The 16,636-nt window shown below is 52.3% G+C and carries 19 protein-coding genes; 11 read left to right on the top strand and 8 right to left on the bottom strand.

The genetic code is table 11. The features are described from left to right. Positions 1–5: 5 nt before the first annotated feature. Entirely contained in the window at positions 6–365 is a 360-nt protein-coding gene (locus HVY19_RS01255) for a DUF2500 domain-containing protein (RefSeq protein WP_181682632.1), read from the bottom strand. A gap of 141 nt (positions 366–506) precedes the next feature. Here HVY19_RS01255 and HVY19_RS01250 point away from each other — a divergent pair, with 141 nt between their 5' ends. Both HVY19_RS01250 and zntA read left to right on the top strand, forming a co-directional pair. After that, on the top strand, positions 507–1,133 hold the full coding sequence (locus tag HVY19_RS01250; RefSeq protein WP_181682631.1) for a lysoplasmalogenase: 627 nt from the start codon (positions 507–509) through the stop codon (positions 1,131–1,133). A gap of 76 nt (positions 1,134–1,209) precedes the next feature. Continuing rightward, a complete protein-coding gene (gene zntA / locus HVY19_RS01245) occupies positions 1,210–3,408 on the top strand; it encodes a Zn(II)/Cd(II)/Pb(II) translocating P-type ATPase ZntA (RefSeq protein ID WP_181682630.1) in 2,199 nt (732 codons plus the stop codon). Between the two features lie 88 nt (positions 3,409–3,496). On the opposite strand, the gene HVY19_RS01240 is transcribed toward zntA, so the two are convergent. The 6 genes from HVY19_RS01240 to tusA form a co-directional block, all read right to left on the bottom strand. Beyond that, positions 3,497–4,783, bottom strand: a complete 1,287-nt coding sequence (locus HVY19_RS01240; protein WP_181682629.1) for a TRAP transporter large permease — start codon at positions 4,781–4,783, stop codon at positions 3,497–3,499. A 10-nt stretch (positions 4,784–4,793) separates the two neighbouring features. Beyond that, positions 4,794–5,303 carry a TRAP transporter small permease gene (locus HVY19_RS01235; protein ID WP_181682628.1) on the bottom strand — a complete coding sequence of 170 codons (510 nt, stop codon included), beginning with the start codon at positions 5,301–5,303 and terminating at the stop codon, positions 4,794–4,796. A gap of 23 nt (positions 5,304–5,326) precedes the next feature. After that, positions 5,327–6,298: a TRAP transporter substrate-binding protein gene (locus HVY19_RS01230; RefSeq protein WP_181682627.1), complete on the bottom strand. Its 972-nt coding sequence runs from the start codon at positions 6,296–6,298 to the stop codon at positions 5,327–5,329. A 578-nt stretch (positions 6,299–6,876) separates the two neighbouring features. Continuing rightward, the gene (locus tag HVY19_RS01225) at positions 6,877–7,137 is read right to left on the bottom strand and encodes a hypothetical protein (protein ID WP_181682626.1); all 261 of its coding nucleotides are present in this window, start codon (positions 7,135–7,137) and stop codon (positions 6,877–6,879) included. Beyond that, positions 7,131–8,270 (bottom strand): type VI secretion system tube protein TssD, encoded by a 1,140-nt coding sequence (gene tssD, locus HVY19_RS01220; protein ID WP_181682625.1) that lies wholly within the window; start codon positions 8,268–8,270, stop codon positions 7,131–7,133. The genes HVY19_RS01225 and tssD overlap by 7 nt, the downstream gene beginning before the upstream one ends. 259 nt (positions 8,271–8,529) lie before the next feature. Beyond that, on the bottom strand, positions 8,530–8,772 hold the full coding sequence (tusA, locus tag HVY19_RS01215; RefSeq protein ID WP_181682624.1) for a sulfurtransferase TusA: 243 nt from the start codon (positions 8,770–8,772) through the stop codon (positions 8,530–8,532). Positions 8,773–8,959: 187 nt separating this feature from the next. On the opposite strand from tusA, the gene HVY19_RS01210 reads away from it, so the two are divergent. Beyond that, positions 8,960–9,625 (top strand): 7-cyano-7-deazaguanine/7-aminomethyl-7-deazaguanine transporter, encoded by a 666-nt coding sequence (locus HVY19_RS01210; protein ID WP_181682623.1) that lies wholly within the window; start codon positions 8,960–8,962, stop codon positions 9,623–9,625. Positions 9,626–9,696: 71 nt separating this feature from the next. Further along, entirely contained in the window at positions 9,697–10,254 is a 558-nt protein-coding gene (locus HVY19_RS01205; protein ID WP_181682622.1) for a DcrB family lipoprotein, read from the top strand. 3 nt (positions 10,255–10,257) lie between these two features. On the opposite strand, the gene HVY19_RS01200 is transcribed toward HVY19_RS01205, so the two are convergent. Beyond that, a complete protein-coding gene (locus HVY19_RS01200; RefSeq protein ID WP_181682621.1) occupies positions 10,258–11,508 on the bottom strand; it encodes an MFS transporter in 1,251 nt (416 codons plus the stop codon). A 99-nt stretch (positions 11,509–11,607) separates the two neighbouring features. Here HVY19_RS01200 and HVY19_RS01195 point away from each other — a divergent pair, with 99 nt between their 5' ends. From HVY19_RS01195 to HVY19_RS01165, 7 genes are all read left to right on the top strand, one after another. After that, positions 11,608–12,657 (top strand): AI-2E family transporter, encoded by a 1,050-nt coding sequence (locus HVY19_RS01195; RefSeq protein WP_181682620.1) that lies wholly within the window; start codon positions 11,608–11,610, stop codon positions 12,655–12,657. Between the two features lie 370 nt (positions 12,658–13,027). Beyond that, positions 13,028–13,405, top strand: coding sequence for a hypothetical protein (locus tag HVY19_RS01190; protein ID WP_181684196.1), 378 nt, complete (start codon positions 13,028–13,030; stop codon positions 13,403–13,405). A 75-nt stretch (positions 13,406–13,480) separates the two neighbouring features. After that, positions 13,481–14,548 (top strand): methyltransferase, encoded by a 1,068-nt coding sequence (locus HVY19_RS01185; protein ID WP_181682619.1) that lies wholly within the window; start codon positions 13,481–13,483, stop codon positions 14,546–14,548. 46 nt (positions 14,549–14,594) lie between these two features. Then, on the top strand, positions 14,595–15,317 hold the full coding sequence (locus HVY19_RS01180) for a beta-ketoacyl synthase chain length factor (RefSeq protein ID WP_181682618.1): 723 nt from the start codon (positions 14,595–14,597) through the stop codon (positions 15,315–15,317). Further along, on the top strand, positions 15,314–16,129 hold the full coding sequence (locus tag HVY19_RS01175; RefSeq protein WP_181682617.1) for a lysophospholipid acyltransferase family protein: 816 nt from the start codon (positions 15,314–15,316) through the stop codon (positions 16,127–16,129). Before HVY19_RS01180 ends, HVY19_RS01175 begins: the two co-directional genes overlap by 4 nt. Further along, positions 16,110–16,367, top strand: coding sequence for a phosphopantetheine-binding protein (locus HVY19_RS01170; RefSeq protein ID WP_181684195.1), 258 nt, complete (start codon positions 16,110–16,112; stop codon positions 16,365–16,367). Before HVY19_RS01175 ends, HVY19_RS01170 begins: the two co-directional genes overlap by 20 nt. An 11-nt stretch (positions 16,368–16,378) precedes the next feature. Beyond that, positions 16,379–16,630 carry an acyl carrier protein gene (locus HVY19_RS01165; protein ID WP_181682616.1) on the top strand — a complete coding sequence of 84 codons (252 nt, stop codon included), beginning with the start codon at positions 16,379–16,381 and terminating at the stop codon, positions 16,628–16,630. The last annotated feature ends 6 nt before the right edge of the window (positions 16,631–16,636 follow it).

The raw sequence follows: 16,636 nt of genomic DNA, 5'->3' as shown, positions 1-16,636 counted from the left end.
TGAAATTACCGATGGGCTATAAAATCGACGAACCTCGTTCCCTTGTAGCTCAACGTTCCTTTCTCCCCCACCGTCAGTTGGTGATACTGCTTCTCGTCCAGCCGGAAAGTCTGTTCCAGTCCGCCGGTCTGCGGTTTGAAACTCGCCTCATAGCGCATGCTGCTCCCCGCAGGCGTCACCTGCTGCTGGCGTGAACGTCGGTCATTTAGCGGTTTTTCACGCTTATTACTCACTACCACCTGCTTTTGCTGCAATGGCGCCATATCATTATCAGCCTTTTCTCTGCGCTGCTGCATGAAGCGAAATGAGGCGATAACGACAATTAACGCAATGATAATAATGAAAAAAAGAGGTGGTTTGCTCATCTGATTACCCCATCAGAAAATACGGAAATAAGCATACCCTGTCCGTTATAGTGTTGTCATCTTGCGGTCGTGACCTCTACACTGGACGTCAGGGCCGTGAGCATACCGCTCGCGAAAAAATAACGAATTCAAGGAACTAAGATGCTTTGGTCGTTTATCGCAGTTTGCCTTTCCGCATGGCTATTTGTGGATGCTTCATACCGTGGACCCACCTGGCAACGCTGGGTCTTTAAACCCGTCACTTTATTGCTCCTGCTGTTACTGGCCTGGCAAGCGCCGATGTTTGATGCCATTAGCTACCTGGTACTGGCCGGTCTGTGCGCCTCGCTGCTTGGCGATGCGCTGACGCTCTTGCCGCGCCAGCGGTTGCTGTATGCGATTGGCGCCTTTTTCCTCTCGCACCTGCTGTACACCATCTATTTTGCCAGCCAGATGACGCTCTCCTTCTTCTGGCCGTTGCCGCTGGTGTTGATGGTACTGGGCGCACTTCTGATAGCGACAATCTGGACACGCCTCGAAGAGTTACGCTGGCCGGTATGTACGTTTATCGCCATGACGCTGGTGATGGTCTGGCTGGCCGGAGAGCTGTGGTTCTTCCGTCCTACGGCTCCGGCGCTGTCGGCGTTTATGGGTGCGACGCTGCTGTTCATCGGTAACATTGTCTGGTTAGGGAGCCATTACCGCTATCGCTTCCGCGCGGATAACGCGATCGCCGCGGCCTGCTACTTTGCCGGGCACTTCCTGATCGTCCGCTCACTTTATCTTTAATAGCGCTTGACTCTGGAGTCGACTCCAGAGTGTATCCTTCGGTTAATGAGAAAATTTTCATCAACCGGAGGATGCCATGTCGACGCCTGCAAACGATGGCAAAAAAGCCCCACAATTTTCATCCTTTAAGCCCGCGCCTGTTGTGAAGAAAGCCGATGATTGCTGCTGTGACGGCGCATGTGCAGCGCCAGAAACCGAGTCCGGGACGGTAAAAGGCACGCGCTATAGCTGGAAAGTGGCCGGTATGGACTGCGCCGCCTGCGCGCGGAAAGTCGAAAATGCGGTTCGCCAGGTCAGCGGCGTTAATCAGGTGCAGGTGCTTTTTGCTACCGAGAAGCTGGTTGTCGATAGCAATGGCGATCTGCGAATGCAGATCGAAAGCGCCGTGCAAAAAGCCGGTTATACCCTGCGCGATGAGCAAACCAAAAACGAAGCCCCCGAATCGCGACTCAAAGAAAATCTGCCGCTGATGACGCTGATCGTCATGATGGCCCTCAGTTGGGGGCTGGAGCAGTTCAACCATCCCTTCGGCCAGTTGGCGTTTATCGCCACCACGCTGGTCGGTCTGTACCCCATTGCCCGCCAGGCACTGCGCCTGATTAAAACCGGTAGCTGGTTTGCCATTGAAACGCTAATGAGCGTGGCAGCGATTGGGGCACTGTTTATCGGTGCGACCGCCGAAGCGGCGATGGTGCTGCTGTTATTCCTTATTGGTGAACGTCTGGAGGGATGGGCTGCTAGCCGTGCCCGCCAGGGGGTCAGCACGCTGATGGCGCTGAAGCCGGAAACCGCAACCCGCCTGCGCAATGGCACACGCGAAGAAGTCGCCATCAGCGCTCTGCAACCGGGCGACACCATTGAAGTCGCCGCAGGTGGACGTCTTCCCGCGGACGGCAAACTGATTTCGGGTTTTGCCAGCTTTGATGAGAGTGCGCTCACGGGCGAATCTATCCCGGTAGAGCGCGCCACGGGTGAAAAGGTACCGGCAGGCGCCACCAGCGTTGACCGTCTCGTCACACTGGAAGTCCTGTCCGAACCGGGCGCCAGTGCCATTGACCGCATTCTGAAGCTAATCGAAGAGGCCGAAGAGCGCCGCGCCCCTATCGAGCGTTTTATCGACCGATTCAGCCGTATCTATACGCCAGCGATTATGGCGGTAGCACTGCTGGTGACGCTGGTACCGCCGCTGCTGTTCGCCGCGTCCTGGCAGGAGTGGATTTATAAAGGCCTGACGCTGCTGCTGATTGGCTGCCCGTGCGCACTGGTGATCTCTACCCCCGCGGCCATTACCTCCGGGCTGGCTGCTGCGGCACGTCGCGGGGCGTTAATCAAAGGCGGCGCAGCGCTGGAGCAGTTGGGGAGCATTACCCAGGTTGCCTTTGATAAAACCGGGACGCTGACCGTCGGTAAACCGCGCGTGACCGCGATTCACCCTGCAACGGGGGTGAGCGGGTCTGAACTGCTGACGCTGGCAGCGGCCGTCGAACAAGGGGCAACCCACCCGCTGGCGCAGGCGATCGTGCGCGAAGCACAAAACAAAGGGCTGACAATCCCTGCCGCTGAGGCGCAACGCGCGCTGGTCGGCTCAGGCATTGAGGCTCAGGTCAACGGCGAACGCGTTCTGATTTGCGCCGCCGGGAAACAGCCTGCAGAGGAATTTACCGGGCAAATTGACCAGCTTGAAGATGCCGGACAGACGGTTGTGTTGGTACGACGGAATGAGGCAGTGCTTGGAGTGATTGCGTTGCAGGATACCCTTCGCGATGATGCCCGTACAGCTATCGCTGAACTCGGCGCACTGGGCGTGACGGGCGTGATCCTGACCGGCGATAACCCACGCGCGGCAGCCGCTATTGCCGGTGAGCTGGGGCTGGAATTCAGGGCGGGATTGCTGCCAGAAGATAAAGTACAGGCGGTGACTGCGCTGAATCAGCAATCACCTCTGGCAATGGTGGGTGATGGCATTAACGATGCGCCTGCGATGAAGGCCGCCGCCATCGGTATCGCCATGGGCAGCGGTACCGATGTGGCGCTGGAAACAGCGGACGCCGCATTGACGCATAACCGTCTGAGCGGGCTGGTCGATATGATCCGTCTGGCGCGGGCAACTCACGCAAACATCCGCCAGAATATCGCCATTGCGCTGGGACTGAAGGGGATTTTCCTCGTCACCACACTGCTCGGCATGACCGGGCTATGGCTGGCGGTACTGGCGGATACCGGGGCCACGGTGCTGGTCACGGCGAACGCGCTGCGGCTACTGCGGCGTCGGTAATATTGCCGGATGGTGGCTTACGCCTTATCCGACCTACATGGAGCACGAATTGTAGGCCGGAGAAGCGCAGCGCCATTCGGCATTCTGTTTACTGCATCCCTAATATTCCCGGCAGCCACAGTGAGATTGCCGGAATATAGGTGACCATCGCCAATACCACCAGCAACAGGCCGTAAAACGGCAGCATCGCCCGCACCACACTCTCGATCTTCTGCTTACTCACCGCACTGGCGACAAACAGCACTGAACCTACCGGCGGCGTTATCAGCCCGATCCCAAGATTCACCATCATGATCATGCCGAAATGCACCGGATCGATCCCCAGTGAATTGGTCACCGGTAAGAGCACCGGCGTCAGGATCAGGATGATCGGTGCCATGTCCATCAACGTGCCAATCAGCAGCAGCATGATATTGAGATACATCAGGATGACGTACTTATTATCAGACAGCGACGTGAAGAACTCGGTGATGCGCATCGGTAGCTGCATGTAGGTCATCACCGCGCCGAACGCCGCCGCAAAGCCAATTAATATCATCACGATAGTGACCGTTTTCACCGTCCGGCACATCAGCTTTGGCAGTTCGTTCCATTTGTAGTCGCGATAGATAAACATGGTAACGAAGAACGCCCACAGGCAGGCCACCGCCGCCGATTCCGTCGCGGTAAAAATTCCCGACAAAATACCGCCGAGAATAATCACCACCGTCATCAATCCCCACAGCGCATCAATGAAAATTTTGATCGCCTGTTTGAATGGGATGCGCTCACCTTTCGGATAGCCGCGCTTATGGGCAAAGCACAGGCAAAGCACCATCAGGCACAGACCAAGCAGCAGCCCCGGCAGCACGCCCGCAATAAACAGCGTGGCAATAGAGACCGTGCCGCCCGCCGCCAGCGAGTAGATTACCGAGTTATGGCTCGGTGGGATTAAAATCGCCTGCACCGACCCGCTGGCGGTGACCGCCGCTGCGTACTCGCGCGGATAGCCCTTCTTCTCCATTTCCGGGATCATCACGCTGCCGATGGACGCGGTATCCGCCACCGACGACCCCGAAATCGCACCAAAGAAGGTCGAGGCGACGATATTCACCAGCGACAGCCCGCCGCGAATAAAACCGACAAACAGATAGGCGAAGTTGACCAGTCGTCGGGCAATCCCCCCTTCGGCCATAATCGCCCCCGCGAGAATGAAGAACGGGATCGCCAACAGAGTAAATTTATTCACCCCGCTCGTTATCTGGATCATCAGAGCTTCCAGCGGCAGATCGATCCATAACGCCCCCGCTACGGCACTTAAGCCGACGGCAAAGGCGACCGGCATCCCCAGCGCCAGCAGGATGGCGAGGGTGAATAACAAAACAAATGCGTCCATTGTTCACCCCTTAACTATGGTTGCCGATCGTCACGACCGGGCGATTTTCCTGAGAGCCAAACAGAAGGCGCTCAAGAACAAACAGGATTAGGATCGCCGACCCAATTGGCAACGGTAGATAACTTTCACCTGAGGTCAGGAGCGGAAACTCTGCCACCGGCTGTTCCCACAGTTCGATGCACAGCAAATAGCTGTACCAGAACATGATCAGGGAAATCAGCATCATCAGCAGATCAACCAGCCTCGCGCAGAGCGTTTTCAGCATGGCAGGCAAACGGTCGGTCAGCATGTTCACCGCAATATGCGATCCCGCGCGGTAGCCTACCGCCGCGCCGATAAAGGTGAATGTCACCATACAGATAATGGCGATAGGTTCCGGCCAGGACTCCCCCCGGTTCAGCACATAGCGCGAAAAGATGCCGATGGGGATGACAATGGTCATCACTAACAGCGATATTCCCGCCACGGCCATCGCCAACAGGTACAGGCGATCCATCCACTTTAAGTAGAGTTCGGACATACGTCCTCCGCAACGGGGTTGGGTTACTTGACGTCAGCGATGGCTTTCATCAGATCCTGATGTTTTTCGCCGTATTGCGCACGTACCGGCTCAGTGGCTTTTACAAAAACCGCCTTGTCGATGTCATGAAACTGAACGCCACCCGCCTTCATTTTCGCCAGCGCTTCCTGGTTGTAAGCATCCCACAACTTACGCTGCTCAAACTGCGCTTCGCGGGCAAGGGTCAGGATTTTTTGCTGCTGGTCGGGGGTCAGTTTGTCCCACTTCACTTTGGAATAGAGCAGCATTTCCGGGGTGATAAAATGGCCGCTGAGGGTGTAGTTTTTGGCAACCGGCATGTAATTGTGGGCGACAAAGGTCGGCGGGTTGTTCTCGGCACCATCGATTACACCGGTTTGCATGCCGCTGTAAACTTCACTCACGCCCATCGCCACCGAATTCGCCCCCATGTCTTTCAGCGTTGCCAGCGCCACTGGGCTACCCTGAACGCGTATTTTCATGCTTTTTAAATCTTCCGGCTTCACCACCGGATTTTTGGTAATCAAATTACGCGTGCCGGAATCCATCCAGCCTAAAAAGACCAGACGGGACTTGGGGTTAGCCGTCAGCTTGTCGCCAATGCTTTTACCAATATCCCCATCGATTACTTTGTGCATATGGTCTTCATCGCGAAAGACATAGGGCAAGGTAAAGACTTCAATGTCCGGCAGGATGGCGGCGACCGGCGCCATGGAGACGCGGATCATGTCGATGGCCCCCATCTGCGCCTGCTCGATCATCTGTTTTTCATCCCCCAGAACGCCGCCGGGAAAGACTTTAATTTCCAGCTCATCATTGGTCTGTTGTTTTAATTTCTCGCCCATATGCTGAACAGCAACCACGTTCGGATAACCTTCAGGATGGACGTCAGCGGCTTTAATGACTTGCGCAAAAACGGAGCAGGTAAAAGCAGACAGACACAAAGCAGCCAGTAACGGCTTGAGGGTCGTTTTCATCGAGTCAACTCCAGGGTAGTGATGTAAGTGTTAAAACAGTGTTTTAGTTTTGATACCTAAAAAAACTAGACCACGCCCTGAAAAGCGGAGGTGAAGCGCCTCACAAAATTGTGAAATTTTGAAACGATGGTTTGGATTTGTGATGTTTACAGGATCCCGTTACGTTATCCGTTATGTAAACATCACGAACTTCTATTCCTCAACATTATGAGTTTTAAGGAATTCCCGGCCAGTTTCTTATACAATAAAGGTCTGTCGAGACGTTTCATGAGCATTTATTACATCAACAAACCCTTCTTCTACTAAACGGTTCACGACAGTTGGAACATAACCGAATCCGGGTATATTCCGGGTCGAAAGCACCCTATCCAATACATACCAATTCCAATCGCCGTCTTTCAGTGCCATAACCTTTAGAACGTCAATAAAACTCTTTTCCATAAGTTTTATCACCCTATATAAAATGCTCTCGGGGTTATTCTTCGCATCATGAATCTCTGTTTTTACTCAATCAGATTCCCAATCTGCGACGATAGTATAAAGGCTTGCAAATCGATTACCTTTCCTGGTACAGGAATTTACGGCTTTTCATCAGAATTCAAACTTTCGACTAATTTTAAACCTTTTTCGGAAACACGATAACATGGCATCGAGGAAACAGTAGACGGAATGAAATCTACCAAACCGTGCTCTTCCAGATTTTTCACCAGTCTGGCGACATTGCCAACTCCATCCATTTTCCTCATGCTCATAGCACGATCAAGGGTATACCAATTCCATTTAACGTCATCCCTGGAAGCTAACAGCTTAAGGATATTGTACTCGGTTTCATTTACCATGTTGGAGCATCCTTGTGATAAAGGTCATCGCCAGTAATTCTATAATCTTCAAGAGTGGCAGTATGGGCATTATTCCATAAACTATATGATTCATCATAATCATCAGGCCGGCCTGTTTCCCAACCAAGATTGCAATACCGCTGAAACTCCCTACATTCGTGAGTGTAGTAGTTTAAATCAACTTGCTCCGCCGAAATTTCACCATCCGCAATTTTCCTTAATCTGTTTACCATAAAATCATTCCCGGGATCTGCGTCAAACCGAGAGACATGTTTTTCGACAATGTCTATGCCTTCATGAGTTATCTCAACCCCTTCAGTTGTCAAATACTCGACAGGCCCACCGGCTTTCTCTGCATCAAATGGTCGCGATGTAAATGTACCTTTCGCTCCATACACCTCAAGATTTTCAGGCTGCGGAAACTTCATCCTCCCCATCGTCATTCCGGTAATCAATGAAGCACCGGCAATCAATACCCCCTGATTATCCATCACCTGGTTGTAGCCCTCAGGCGCTTCTCCACCCAGTTTTTTCGCTGTTTCCTCGAAGCCTGCGATATTCCCGTTATAAACCCCTCCAGCAGCAAGTAGTCTACCGACAGATTTGCTATTCAGCGTATGTAGGCCATTGCTGACATTTGCTTTTGGGACTGGCGTAAACAAGCGGTTATAGTTAGCCGGCAGTGCCAGATAGCTAAATTCGGTATTAGCAATTAGGTGTTTACAGAGTATATATTCATAATTTACAACAATAGTTTCCGTATCTAAATTATCTGTCAGGAATACGTTTTGGATTTTGGATGTGAAGGCCCCTTGTAGCTGAATGTAATAATACTTCTCCCATCTACCAAATCGATTGATGCGGTAGAAAGAAAACTCCATGTATAACTGTTCGTTATTATTAATCGCATTGGAAAACAGCGGTGTGCTTTTATCTATCAGTTTACAGAAACTCAACCCATGCCTTTGAGAACCGTTACCCGTACTAGTAATACTATTAGCGAGTGAAAAAGCGAATATTTCGTTCTCGTGTCCGCTTTGTCGACGATTCCCTACTGAGGCAGCAGTCCCGCAACTGTCAGAAATAGCACCCTGTTGTTCCCCTGTGACTTTCAGGTAAACAATGGCACTCATTTCATTCCTTATTTTTATTGAAGAAATGCAACTGTGCTAAAAAAATCCTTAGCGGATTATTGTTTACTCTTTATAACGCACCGGGTATATAGCTGAAATAAAATATTTCAGTTTAGCGCAGATTATTCAGGATATCCTGATCGCAAAAAAAATACGCAATGTGAATATTTAAATATAAAAATAAGTGATGATTATCTTTATAGTAATGAATATCACCGTAGGCCCGATAAGCGCAGCGCCATCGGGCATTTGGACGGGATTACCCTTTGCGAATCAAATAGCGGTACGGCAGCGCATCCGTTTGCTGGGCGAGTAGTTCATGTTCCATAAAGGTGCAAAACCCCGGAATGTCGCGAGTGGTCGCCGGATCGTCCGCCACAATCAGCAGCGTTTCGCCGGTCTGCATGTTGCGTACGGTTTTACGCACCATCATGACGGGCTCCGGGCAGCGTAATCCCTGGGCATCAAGGGTATGGTCGGGGGAGGAAAACAGATTGCTCATCGTCGTCTCATTCAGCAAAAATCGGCTGTAGTTTACGCCCAGTTAGGGTGTAAGCCAATCAGGTTAACGATTGCGTAAAAAACAGCCATTGCATTATCATTTGAAAGCAGTATTATGCGGCGGCTTTAAATTATTCAGATGTGTATTGGGTTCCCTCACCCCAATTTTCAATTAAAAAGGTCACAATATGACGCAGTTTTCTCAATCGCAGCGCCTAAAAGCGTTGTTCTGGCTATCGCTATTCCATTTGTTAGTGATTACCTCCAGCAACTATCTGGTACAGCTTCCTGTCTCCATTTTTGGTTTTCACACCACCTGGGGCGCGTTCAGCTTTCCGTTTATTTTCCTCGCGACCGACCTGACCGTGCGCGTTTTTGGCGCGCCGCTGGCCCGCAGGATCATCTTCGCGGTCATGCTCCCTTCACTGGTGATCTCCTATGCCATCTCGGCGCTTTTCTATATGGGATCATGGCAAGGTTTCGGGGCATTGCTGACATTCAATTTGTTTGTTGCCCGAATCGCCGTCGCCAGCTTTATGGCCTACGCGCTGGGTCAAATTCTGGATGTCCACGTCTTTAACCGCCTGCGGCAGAACCGTCGCTGGTGGCTGGCGCCGACGGCCTCGACACTGTTTGGCAACGTCAGCGATACCCTCGCCTTCTTCTTCATTGCTTTCTGGCGAAGCCCGGATGCGTTTATGGCTGAACACTGGATGGAAATCGCTCTTGTCGATTACTGTTTCAAAGTGTTAATCAGTATTCTGTTCTTCCTGCCTATGTATGGCGTTTTGTTGAATATGTTACTGAAAAGACTGGAAGAAAAATCAGATATCCCGGCAATGCAGACGAGTTAAGGGTTCGTTTCTCAGTTGTGATAAGATGGATGAATGCGCCGTTATGGCCGTTTATCGAAAGGAAGAAGTCAATGCGTAATCTGGTTAAATATGTCGGTATTGGCCTGCTGGTTATGGGGCTGGCGGCTTGTGATAACAGTGATACAAAAGCGCCAGCAGAAGGTGCCACAGCCGAAAACAGCGCCACCGGTCAACCTGTCACGCTGCTCGACGGCAAACTGAGTTTCTCCCTGCCTGCGGATATGACCGATCAAAGCGGCAAGCTGGGTACGCAGGCCAACAATATGCACGTTTACTCTGACGCGACGGGCCAGAAAGCGGTCATTGTGATCGTTGGGGACAACACCAGCGACGAACTGTCCGTACTGGCGAAGCGCCTGGAAGAGCAACAGCGCAGCCGTGACCCGCAGTTGCAGGTGGTAACGAATAAATCCATCGAACTGAAAGGCCACACGCTGCAGCAACTGGACAGCATTATCTCGGCGAAAGGCCAGACCGCTTATTCCTCCGTGGTGCTGGGCAAAGTTGATAACCAACTGCTGACCCTGCAAATTACGCTGCCTGCTGACGACCAGCAAAAAGCGCAGGCTGAAGCGGAAAGCATTATTAATACGCTGGTCATCCAGTAACGGTTATGACGATACAACGGCCTCCTGGGGTTCCTCCGGAGGCCGTTTTTTTAACCGCCACGTCAGCAGCAACGCGATCGCCACCAGCCCCGCTGCGCCCAGGTAAATCACCGGGACTTCCGCCCAGCTCATCACTAACCCTGCCAGCGGACCCGTTACGCCCAACGACAGATCCATAAACACCGTGTAGGTGGCCAGCGCCGCGCCCTGATTCTGCTGCGGTACGGCTTTGACCGCCACCACACCGAGCGCCGGGAACACCAGCGAGAACCCCATCCCTGCCAGCAGCACGCCCACTTTGGCCATCCACGGCACCATTGCTGTCCCGACCAGCAACAGTCCGACAATCTCCACGCTAAAGCAGATCATCGCCACGTTCAGGCCGCCAAAGCGGTTGATGCCATTCGGAAACAACAGTCGCGTACCGACAAACGCACAGCTGAACAGAGTGAGGGCAAACGCCGCGCCGTCCCAGCCTTTGGCGTCATAAAACAGGGTGATAAAGGTGGCGATGACCCCAAAACCAGCGGAGGCCAACGCCAGCGCCATCCCGTACAGCCAGACGCGCCCAAGGACGGCGCGAAACGGCAGCGGTTTGCCCTTGTTCGCCTTAACGCTCGGACGAGGAATTGCCAGCAGGATCGCCAGCAGGGCGATGCCCATAATGATCAGCGCCAGCCCCTGTAAACCGCCCCAGGCGTAGAACAGCACGCCAAGCGGCGCGCCCATCGCCATCGCGCCGTAGGTCACAATGCCGTTCCACGAGATCACCCGCCCGATATGCAGCGAACCAACCACTCCCACGCCCCACAGGGTCGAACCGGTACCAGCGAAGCTCTGCCCCACGCCCAGGATCACCCGGCCAAGGCACAGCACAACTAAACTGACAATCGGCCAGTCGCTGACGCTCCCAGCCAGGAAATAACCTGCGCCACTCAAGAAACAGCCGCACAGGCCAAACACAACAATTTTTTTCGGACCGAGCAGATCAGCGTATCGCCCGGCGTGGGGGCGGCTCAGTAACGTGGCGAAGTATTGCAGGCTAATCACCAGTCCCGCCCAGAAAGCGCTGTACCCCATGACATCATGGACATAGCCGGGTAAGACCGCGAGCGGCAGACCAATGGTCAGGTAGCTGGCGAAATTAAACATCACAACAGAAACAATGCGCAGATTGAGGCGCAATCCGTTTAGCGCCGGTTCAGCGACGGATTCGGGCATGGGGATCACCACGTTTTCACAACAGTGTTTCATTTCTACCACGCCACGGCGAGAAAATCAGCATGCAGATTAGGAATAGCGGTAACAAGCCAGCCGCTACACTTAATGAAAATCATCAGTAAGGAAAGAAGAATGACAACCCCACTCCCTGAAAAAACGGGTTTACATATGATGCTTAAATTGGCGTCACTGGTCATCATCCTCGCCGGGATCCACGCCGCCGCTGACCTGATTGTGCAACTTCTGCTGGCGCTCTTTTTCGCCATTGTTCTCAACCCTCTGGTCACCTGGTTTGTTCGTCGGGGGATAAAACGCCCGGTGGCGATCACCATCGTGGTGGTGGTGATGTTGATTGTTCTCACCGCCCTGATTGGCGTGCTGGCCGCTTCGTTCAATGAGTTCATCGCGATGCTGCCGAAGTACAATAAAGAGCTGACGCGCAAGGTGCTTTATGTACAGGAGATGATGCCGTTCCTCAATCTGCATATATCGCCTGAGCGTATGCTTCAACGGATGGACTCCGAGAAAATCGTGACCTTCACCACCGCCGTAATGACCGGGCTTTCCGGTGCCATGGCCAGCGTTGTGCTGCTGGTGATGACCGTCGTTTTTATGCTTTTTGAAGTCCGCCACGTACCTTATAAGATGCGCTTTGCCCTGCATAATCCGCAAATTCACATTGCCGGGCTCCACCGGGCGCTAAAGGGCGTTACTCACTACCTGGCGTTAAAAACGTTGCTCAGCCTGTGGACCGGCGTCATTGTCTGGCTGGGGCTGGCGTTGATGGATATTCAGTTTGCGTTGATGTGGGGCGTACTGGCGTTCCTGCTGAATTATGTTCCCAATATTGGCTCGGTAATCTCCGCCGTCCCGCCGATGATTCAGGCATTGCTGTTCAATGGTATTTACGAGTGCGTGCTGGTCGGGGTGCTATTTCTGGTGGTCCATATGGTGTTGGGAAATATGGTTGAGCCACGCATGATGGGGCACCGTCTGGGCATGTCAACGATGGTAGTTTTTCTTTCCTTGTTAATTTGGGGCTGGCTGCTGGGGCCGGTGGGAATGTTGCTGTCCGTACCGCTGACCAGCGTCTGTAAAATATGGATGGAAACCACTCAGGGCGGCAGCAAACTGGCGATATTGCTGGGACCAGGGCGACCTAAAAACCGCCTACCAGGCTGAACAAATACCCTACCAACCAGGGTAGTTTTATTCATTTATAAGTGAAATTACAATATAGCGTGCTTTTGTGACCTGAAAATCTCACGAAGCACGCTGTTTCTATAAAGAAACTGTTATGCTCACTTCGGCATTATTTTCAATGCAAATTAAATAATATTGATGATCTTGTTTAAGTAAGGGTTAATTGATTAACCTGATGATATATCGGAGAATATTAACCGCTCCATTGGATGGGGTTAATTACAGATTTTTCCCGACGGTGCCATCTTTAATCATAAGAAATACACGGTATTATTATCCTTAAAGCAAATTAAGACACGTTGACGTTAATAAATAGCTATTTTGATAGGGAGTATTCATGAAACAATACATTAAGTGGTTTGCGGCAATCGCGGTTGTAGGTGCGTTGGCTGGATGCGCGCGTACGGCGCCAATCGATCAGGTTCACTCAACTGTATCCGCAGGCCATACTCAGGATCAGGTAAAAAATGCCATCCTGAAAGCGGGAATGCAGCGTAAGTGGATCATGAATGAAGCAGGGCCGGGCGTCATTAAAGCGCGTCAGCAGTCTCGCGACCACGTTGCGGAAGTTCGCATCACCTACACCTCAACCAGCTATAACATCACCTACGACAGCAGCCTCAATCTGCAAGCGTCTGGCGGTAAAATTCATAAGAACTACAACCGTTGGGTTCGCAACCTGGATAAAGACATTCAGGTGAATTTGTCCGCAGGTGCAGGTCTGTAAACGTAATTCTTCCTAATATCGGGCCGTTTCGGTCCGATAACACTCTTATTGCCCTTATGACAGGTTGTTCTCGCCATGTACGAACAGGATTCTCTCAGCGCACTGGATGCGATCGCTGAAGCTCAACGTATCGCCTTCGCCCCTATGCTGTTTCAAACCGCGCTCTGCCTGCGTAATGCTAACGTACTGGCCTGGCTCGACAGTCAGGGAAAACAGGGCGCGACGTTAGAAGAGATCGTCGAGAATAGCCTCGTCAATGAATATGCGGTCAGCGTTCTACTGGATATGGGATTAAGCGGCAGAATTATTACCTATAAAGCGGAGCGTTATTATCTGGCTAAAATCGGATATTTCCTTTTGCACGATACGATGACCCGAGTGAATATGGATTTCACCCAGGACGTTTGTTACCAGGGTCTGTACTTTTTAGAAAACGCGTTGAAAGAAGGAAAGCCTTCCGGCTTAAAAGTGTTTGGCGACTGGCCGACAATCTATCCGGCGCTTTCGCAATTACCGGAAGCCGCGAAAAAAAGCTGGTTTGCCTTCGATCATTACTATTCTGACGGCGCCTTTAATGCCGCGCTGCCCTATGTATTCGCTAGTCGTCCTGCAACCCTGTACGATGTGGGCGGAAATACGGGTAAATGGGCAATTCGCTGCGCTCAGTACGACGAAAATATCGCGGTTACGCTATTAGATTTGCCACAACAAATTGCACTTGCCCGTGAAAATATTGAAAATGCCGGGCTGTCTCATCGCATCGATTTTCATGCGGTGGATATGCTTGGCGATGCGCCTCTGCCAAAAGAGGCCGATGTCTGGTGGATGAGTCAATTCCTTGACTGTTTTTCACCCGAGCAAATTGTCACCATCCTAAGCAACGTTGCAGACGTAATGAAAGCAGGGGCAAGGCTGTGCATTATGGAGCTATTCTGGGATGCCCAGCGCTTTGAGGCCGCGTCATTCAGCCTGAATGCGTCTTCGCTCTATTTTACCTGCATGGCGAATGGCAACAGTCGCTTTTACAGCGCAGAGAAATTTTATCGCTACCTGGACCAGGCAGGATTCCAGGTAGAAGAACGCCATGACAATTTGGGCGTTGGGCATACTTTACTGATATGCCAAAAGAAAATAACAAAATAGCGTTATCACGCTATGAGTATCACCGGTTTACCGCGGACGCGCATGAATGAAATTTACCTTGAACATTACTGACTGGCAGGCGATGGCGCCAGGTCTGAGCGAAGCAGCGCACTGGCTGGAATGGTCACGGCATGCTCACGCCATTGATCCCGCGGCAGCGCAGGGGAAGCTCAGCGAACTTCCGATGATGACCGCACGTCGCCTCAGCTCCGGCAGTAAACTCGCCGTAGAGTGCGGCCTGGCGATGCTTCGTCGCCATAAGATTGATGCCGTTCTGTACACCAGTCGTCACGGTGAACTCGAACGCAATTACCGCATCCTGCACGCACTAGCGACCGAACAGGCGCTTTCACCGACCGATTTTGCCCTCTCTGTTCATAATTCTGCGGTGGGCAACCTGACCATTGCGGCGAAAAAGCCGATTGTCTCCTCTTCGCTGTCGGCTGGGCGTGACACCTTCCAGCAAGGACTATGTGAAGTCATCAGCCTGCTCCAGGCAGGCTACCAGCGCGTGCTGATGGTCGATTTCGACGGTTTTCTCCCCGAGTTTTATCACCCGCACCTGCCGAAAAATATGCCGACCTGGCCGTATGCGGTCGCGCTGGTCTGTGAAGCGGGCAGCGACTGGCAGTGCCATACGCAGTCTGCCCCCGTTGGCGAGGAAACTTCGCTGCCGCAGAGCCTGCTGTTTTTGCAGCACTGGTTGCAGGACACGCCCGCGTTCACCCTCCCAGGTGAACGGATGCAGTGGCACTGGAGTCGGGCATGAACGGGCTTTTTAATCGCCTGAACCGGTTCTGGCGGATCGCCATGACCGGCTTCTGCTTTGCCCTCTTTGGCATTGGCGGGCTGTTGCTTTCTGTTATCTGGTTTAACGTATTGTTAGTCATTGTATGGGATAATGTCCGGCGTCGCCGCATTGCACGACGCAGCATTTCGCTCAGTTTCCGCCTGTTTTTATGGGTCACCCGCGTGCTTGGTGTGCTGGATTACCGTTTTGAAGGCGCTGATATTTTACGTCAGGAGCGGGGATGTCTGGTGGTCGCAAACCATCCCAGCCTGCTCGATTATGTGCTTCTGGCCTCGGTGATGCCCGAAACGGATTGTATGGTAAAAAGCGCGCTACTGAAGAACCCGTTCCTCAGCGGCGTTGTGCGTGCAGCGGATTATCTGATCAACAGCCAGGCGGATGCGCTTTTACCTGCCAGCCAGCAGCGGCTGCGGCAGGGGGACACGATTTTAATCTTCCCCGAAGGCACGCGTACGACATCCGGCGAAACCATGACGCTCCAGCGCGGCGCGGCCAATATTGCCGTGCGCTGCGGCAGCGATCTTCGCGTGGTGACGATTAACTGTAGCCAACGGATGCTGGATAAACACAGCAAATGGTATCAGGTTCCACCCACCAAACCGCTGTTCACCATTAAGGTGCGCGAACGGGTGAAGATTGACCAATTTTACACTGCAAATTCACAAGAACCGGCGCTGGCGGCAAGGCAGCTAAACCGGCATCTTTTGCTTCAATTACAATCAGGTACGTTACCTTTCGCAGGAATTAATGATGCAAGCGCTTTACCTTGAAATTAAAAATCTCATCATAACAACACTGAATCTGGACGAGCTGTCGGCAGACGATATTGACACCGAGGCCGCGCTGTTTGGTGACGGCCTGGGACTTGACTCGATTGATGCCCTGGAACTGGGTCTGGCGGTAAAAAATCAGTACGGCGTGGTGCTTTCCGCTGAAAGCGAAGAGATGCGCCAGCACTTCTTCTCCGTCGCCACGCTGGCGTCTTTCATTCACGCGCAACGTGCCTGAGGATAGCCGTTATGACAGAACAACAAGCCATTTATGACGAAGTCTCCGCACTGCTGGTAAAGCTGTTTGAGGTGGATCCACAGGACATTAAACCTGAGGCGCGTCTGTATGAAGACCTTGAGCTGGACAGCATTGACGCAGTCGACATGATCGTCCATCTGCAAAAGAAAACCGGTAAGAAAATCAAGCCGGAAGAATTTAAAGCGGTACGTACCGTGCAGGATGTGGTAGACGCCGTAGAACGCCTGCTCAAAGAAGCGTAATTCGTC

Source organism: Citrobacter sp. RHB25-C09 (genome assembly GCF_013836145.1).
Taxonomy (GTDB): Bacteria; Pseudomonadota; Gammaproteobacteria; order Enterobacterales; family Enterobacteriaceae; genus Citrobacter_A.
Note: the sequence above shows the minus strand (reverse complement) of the source record. Positions and strands in the feature narration are given on the sequence as shown.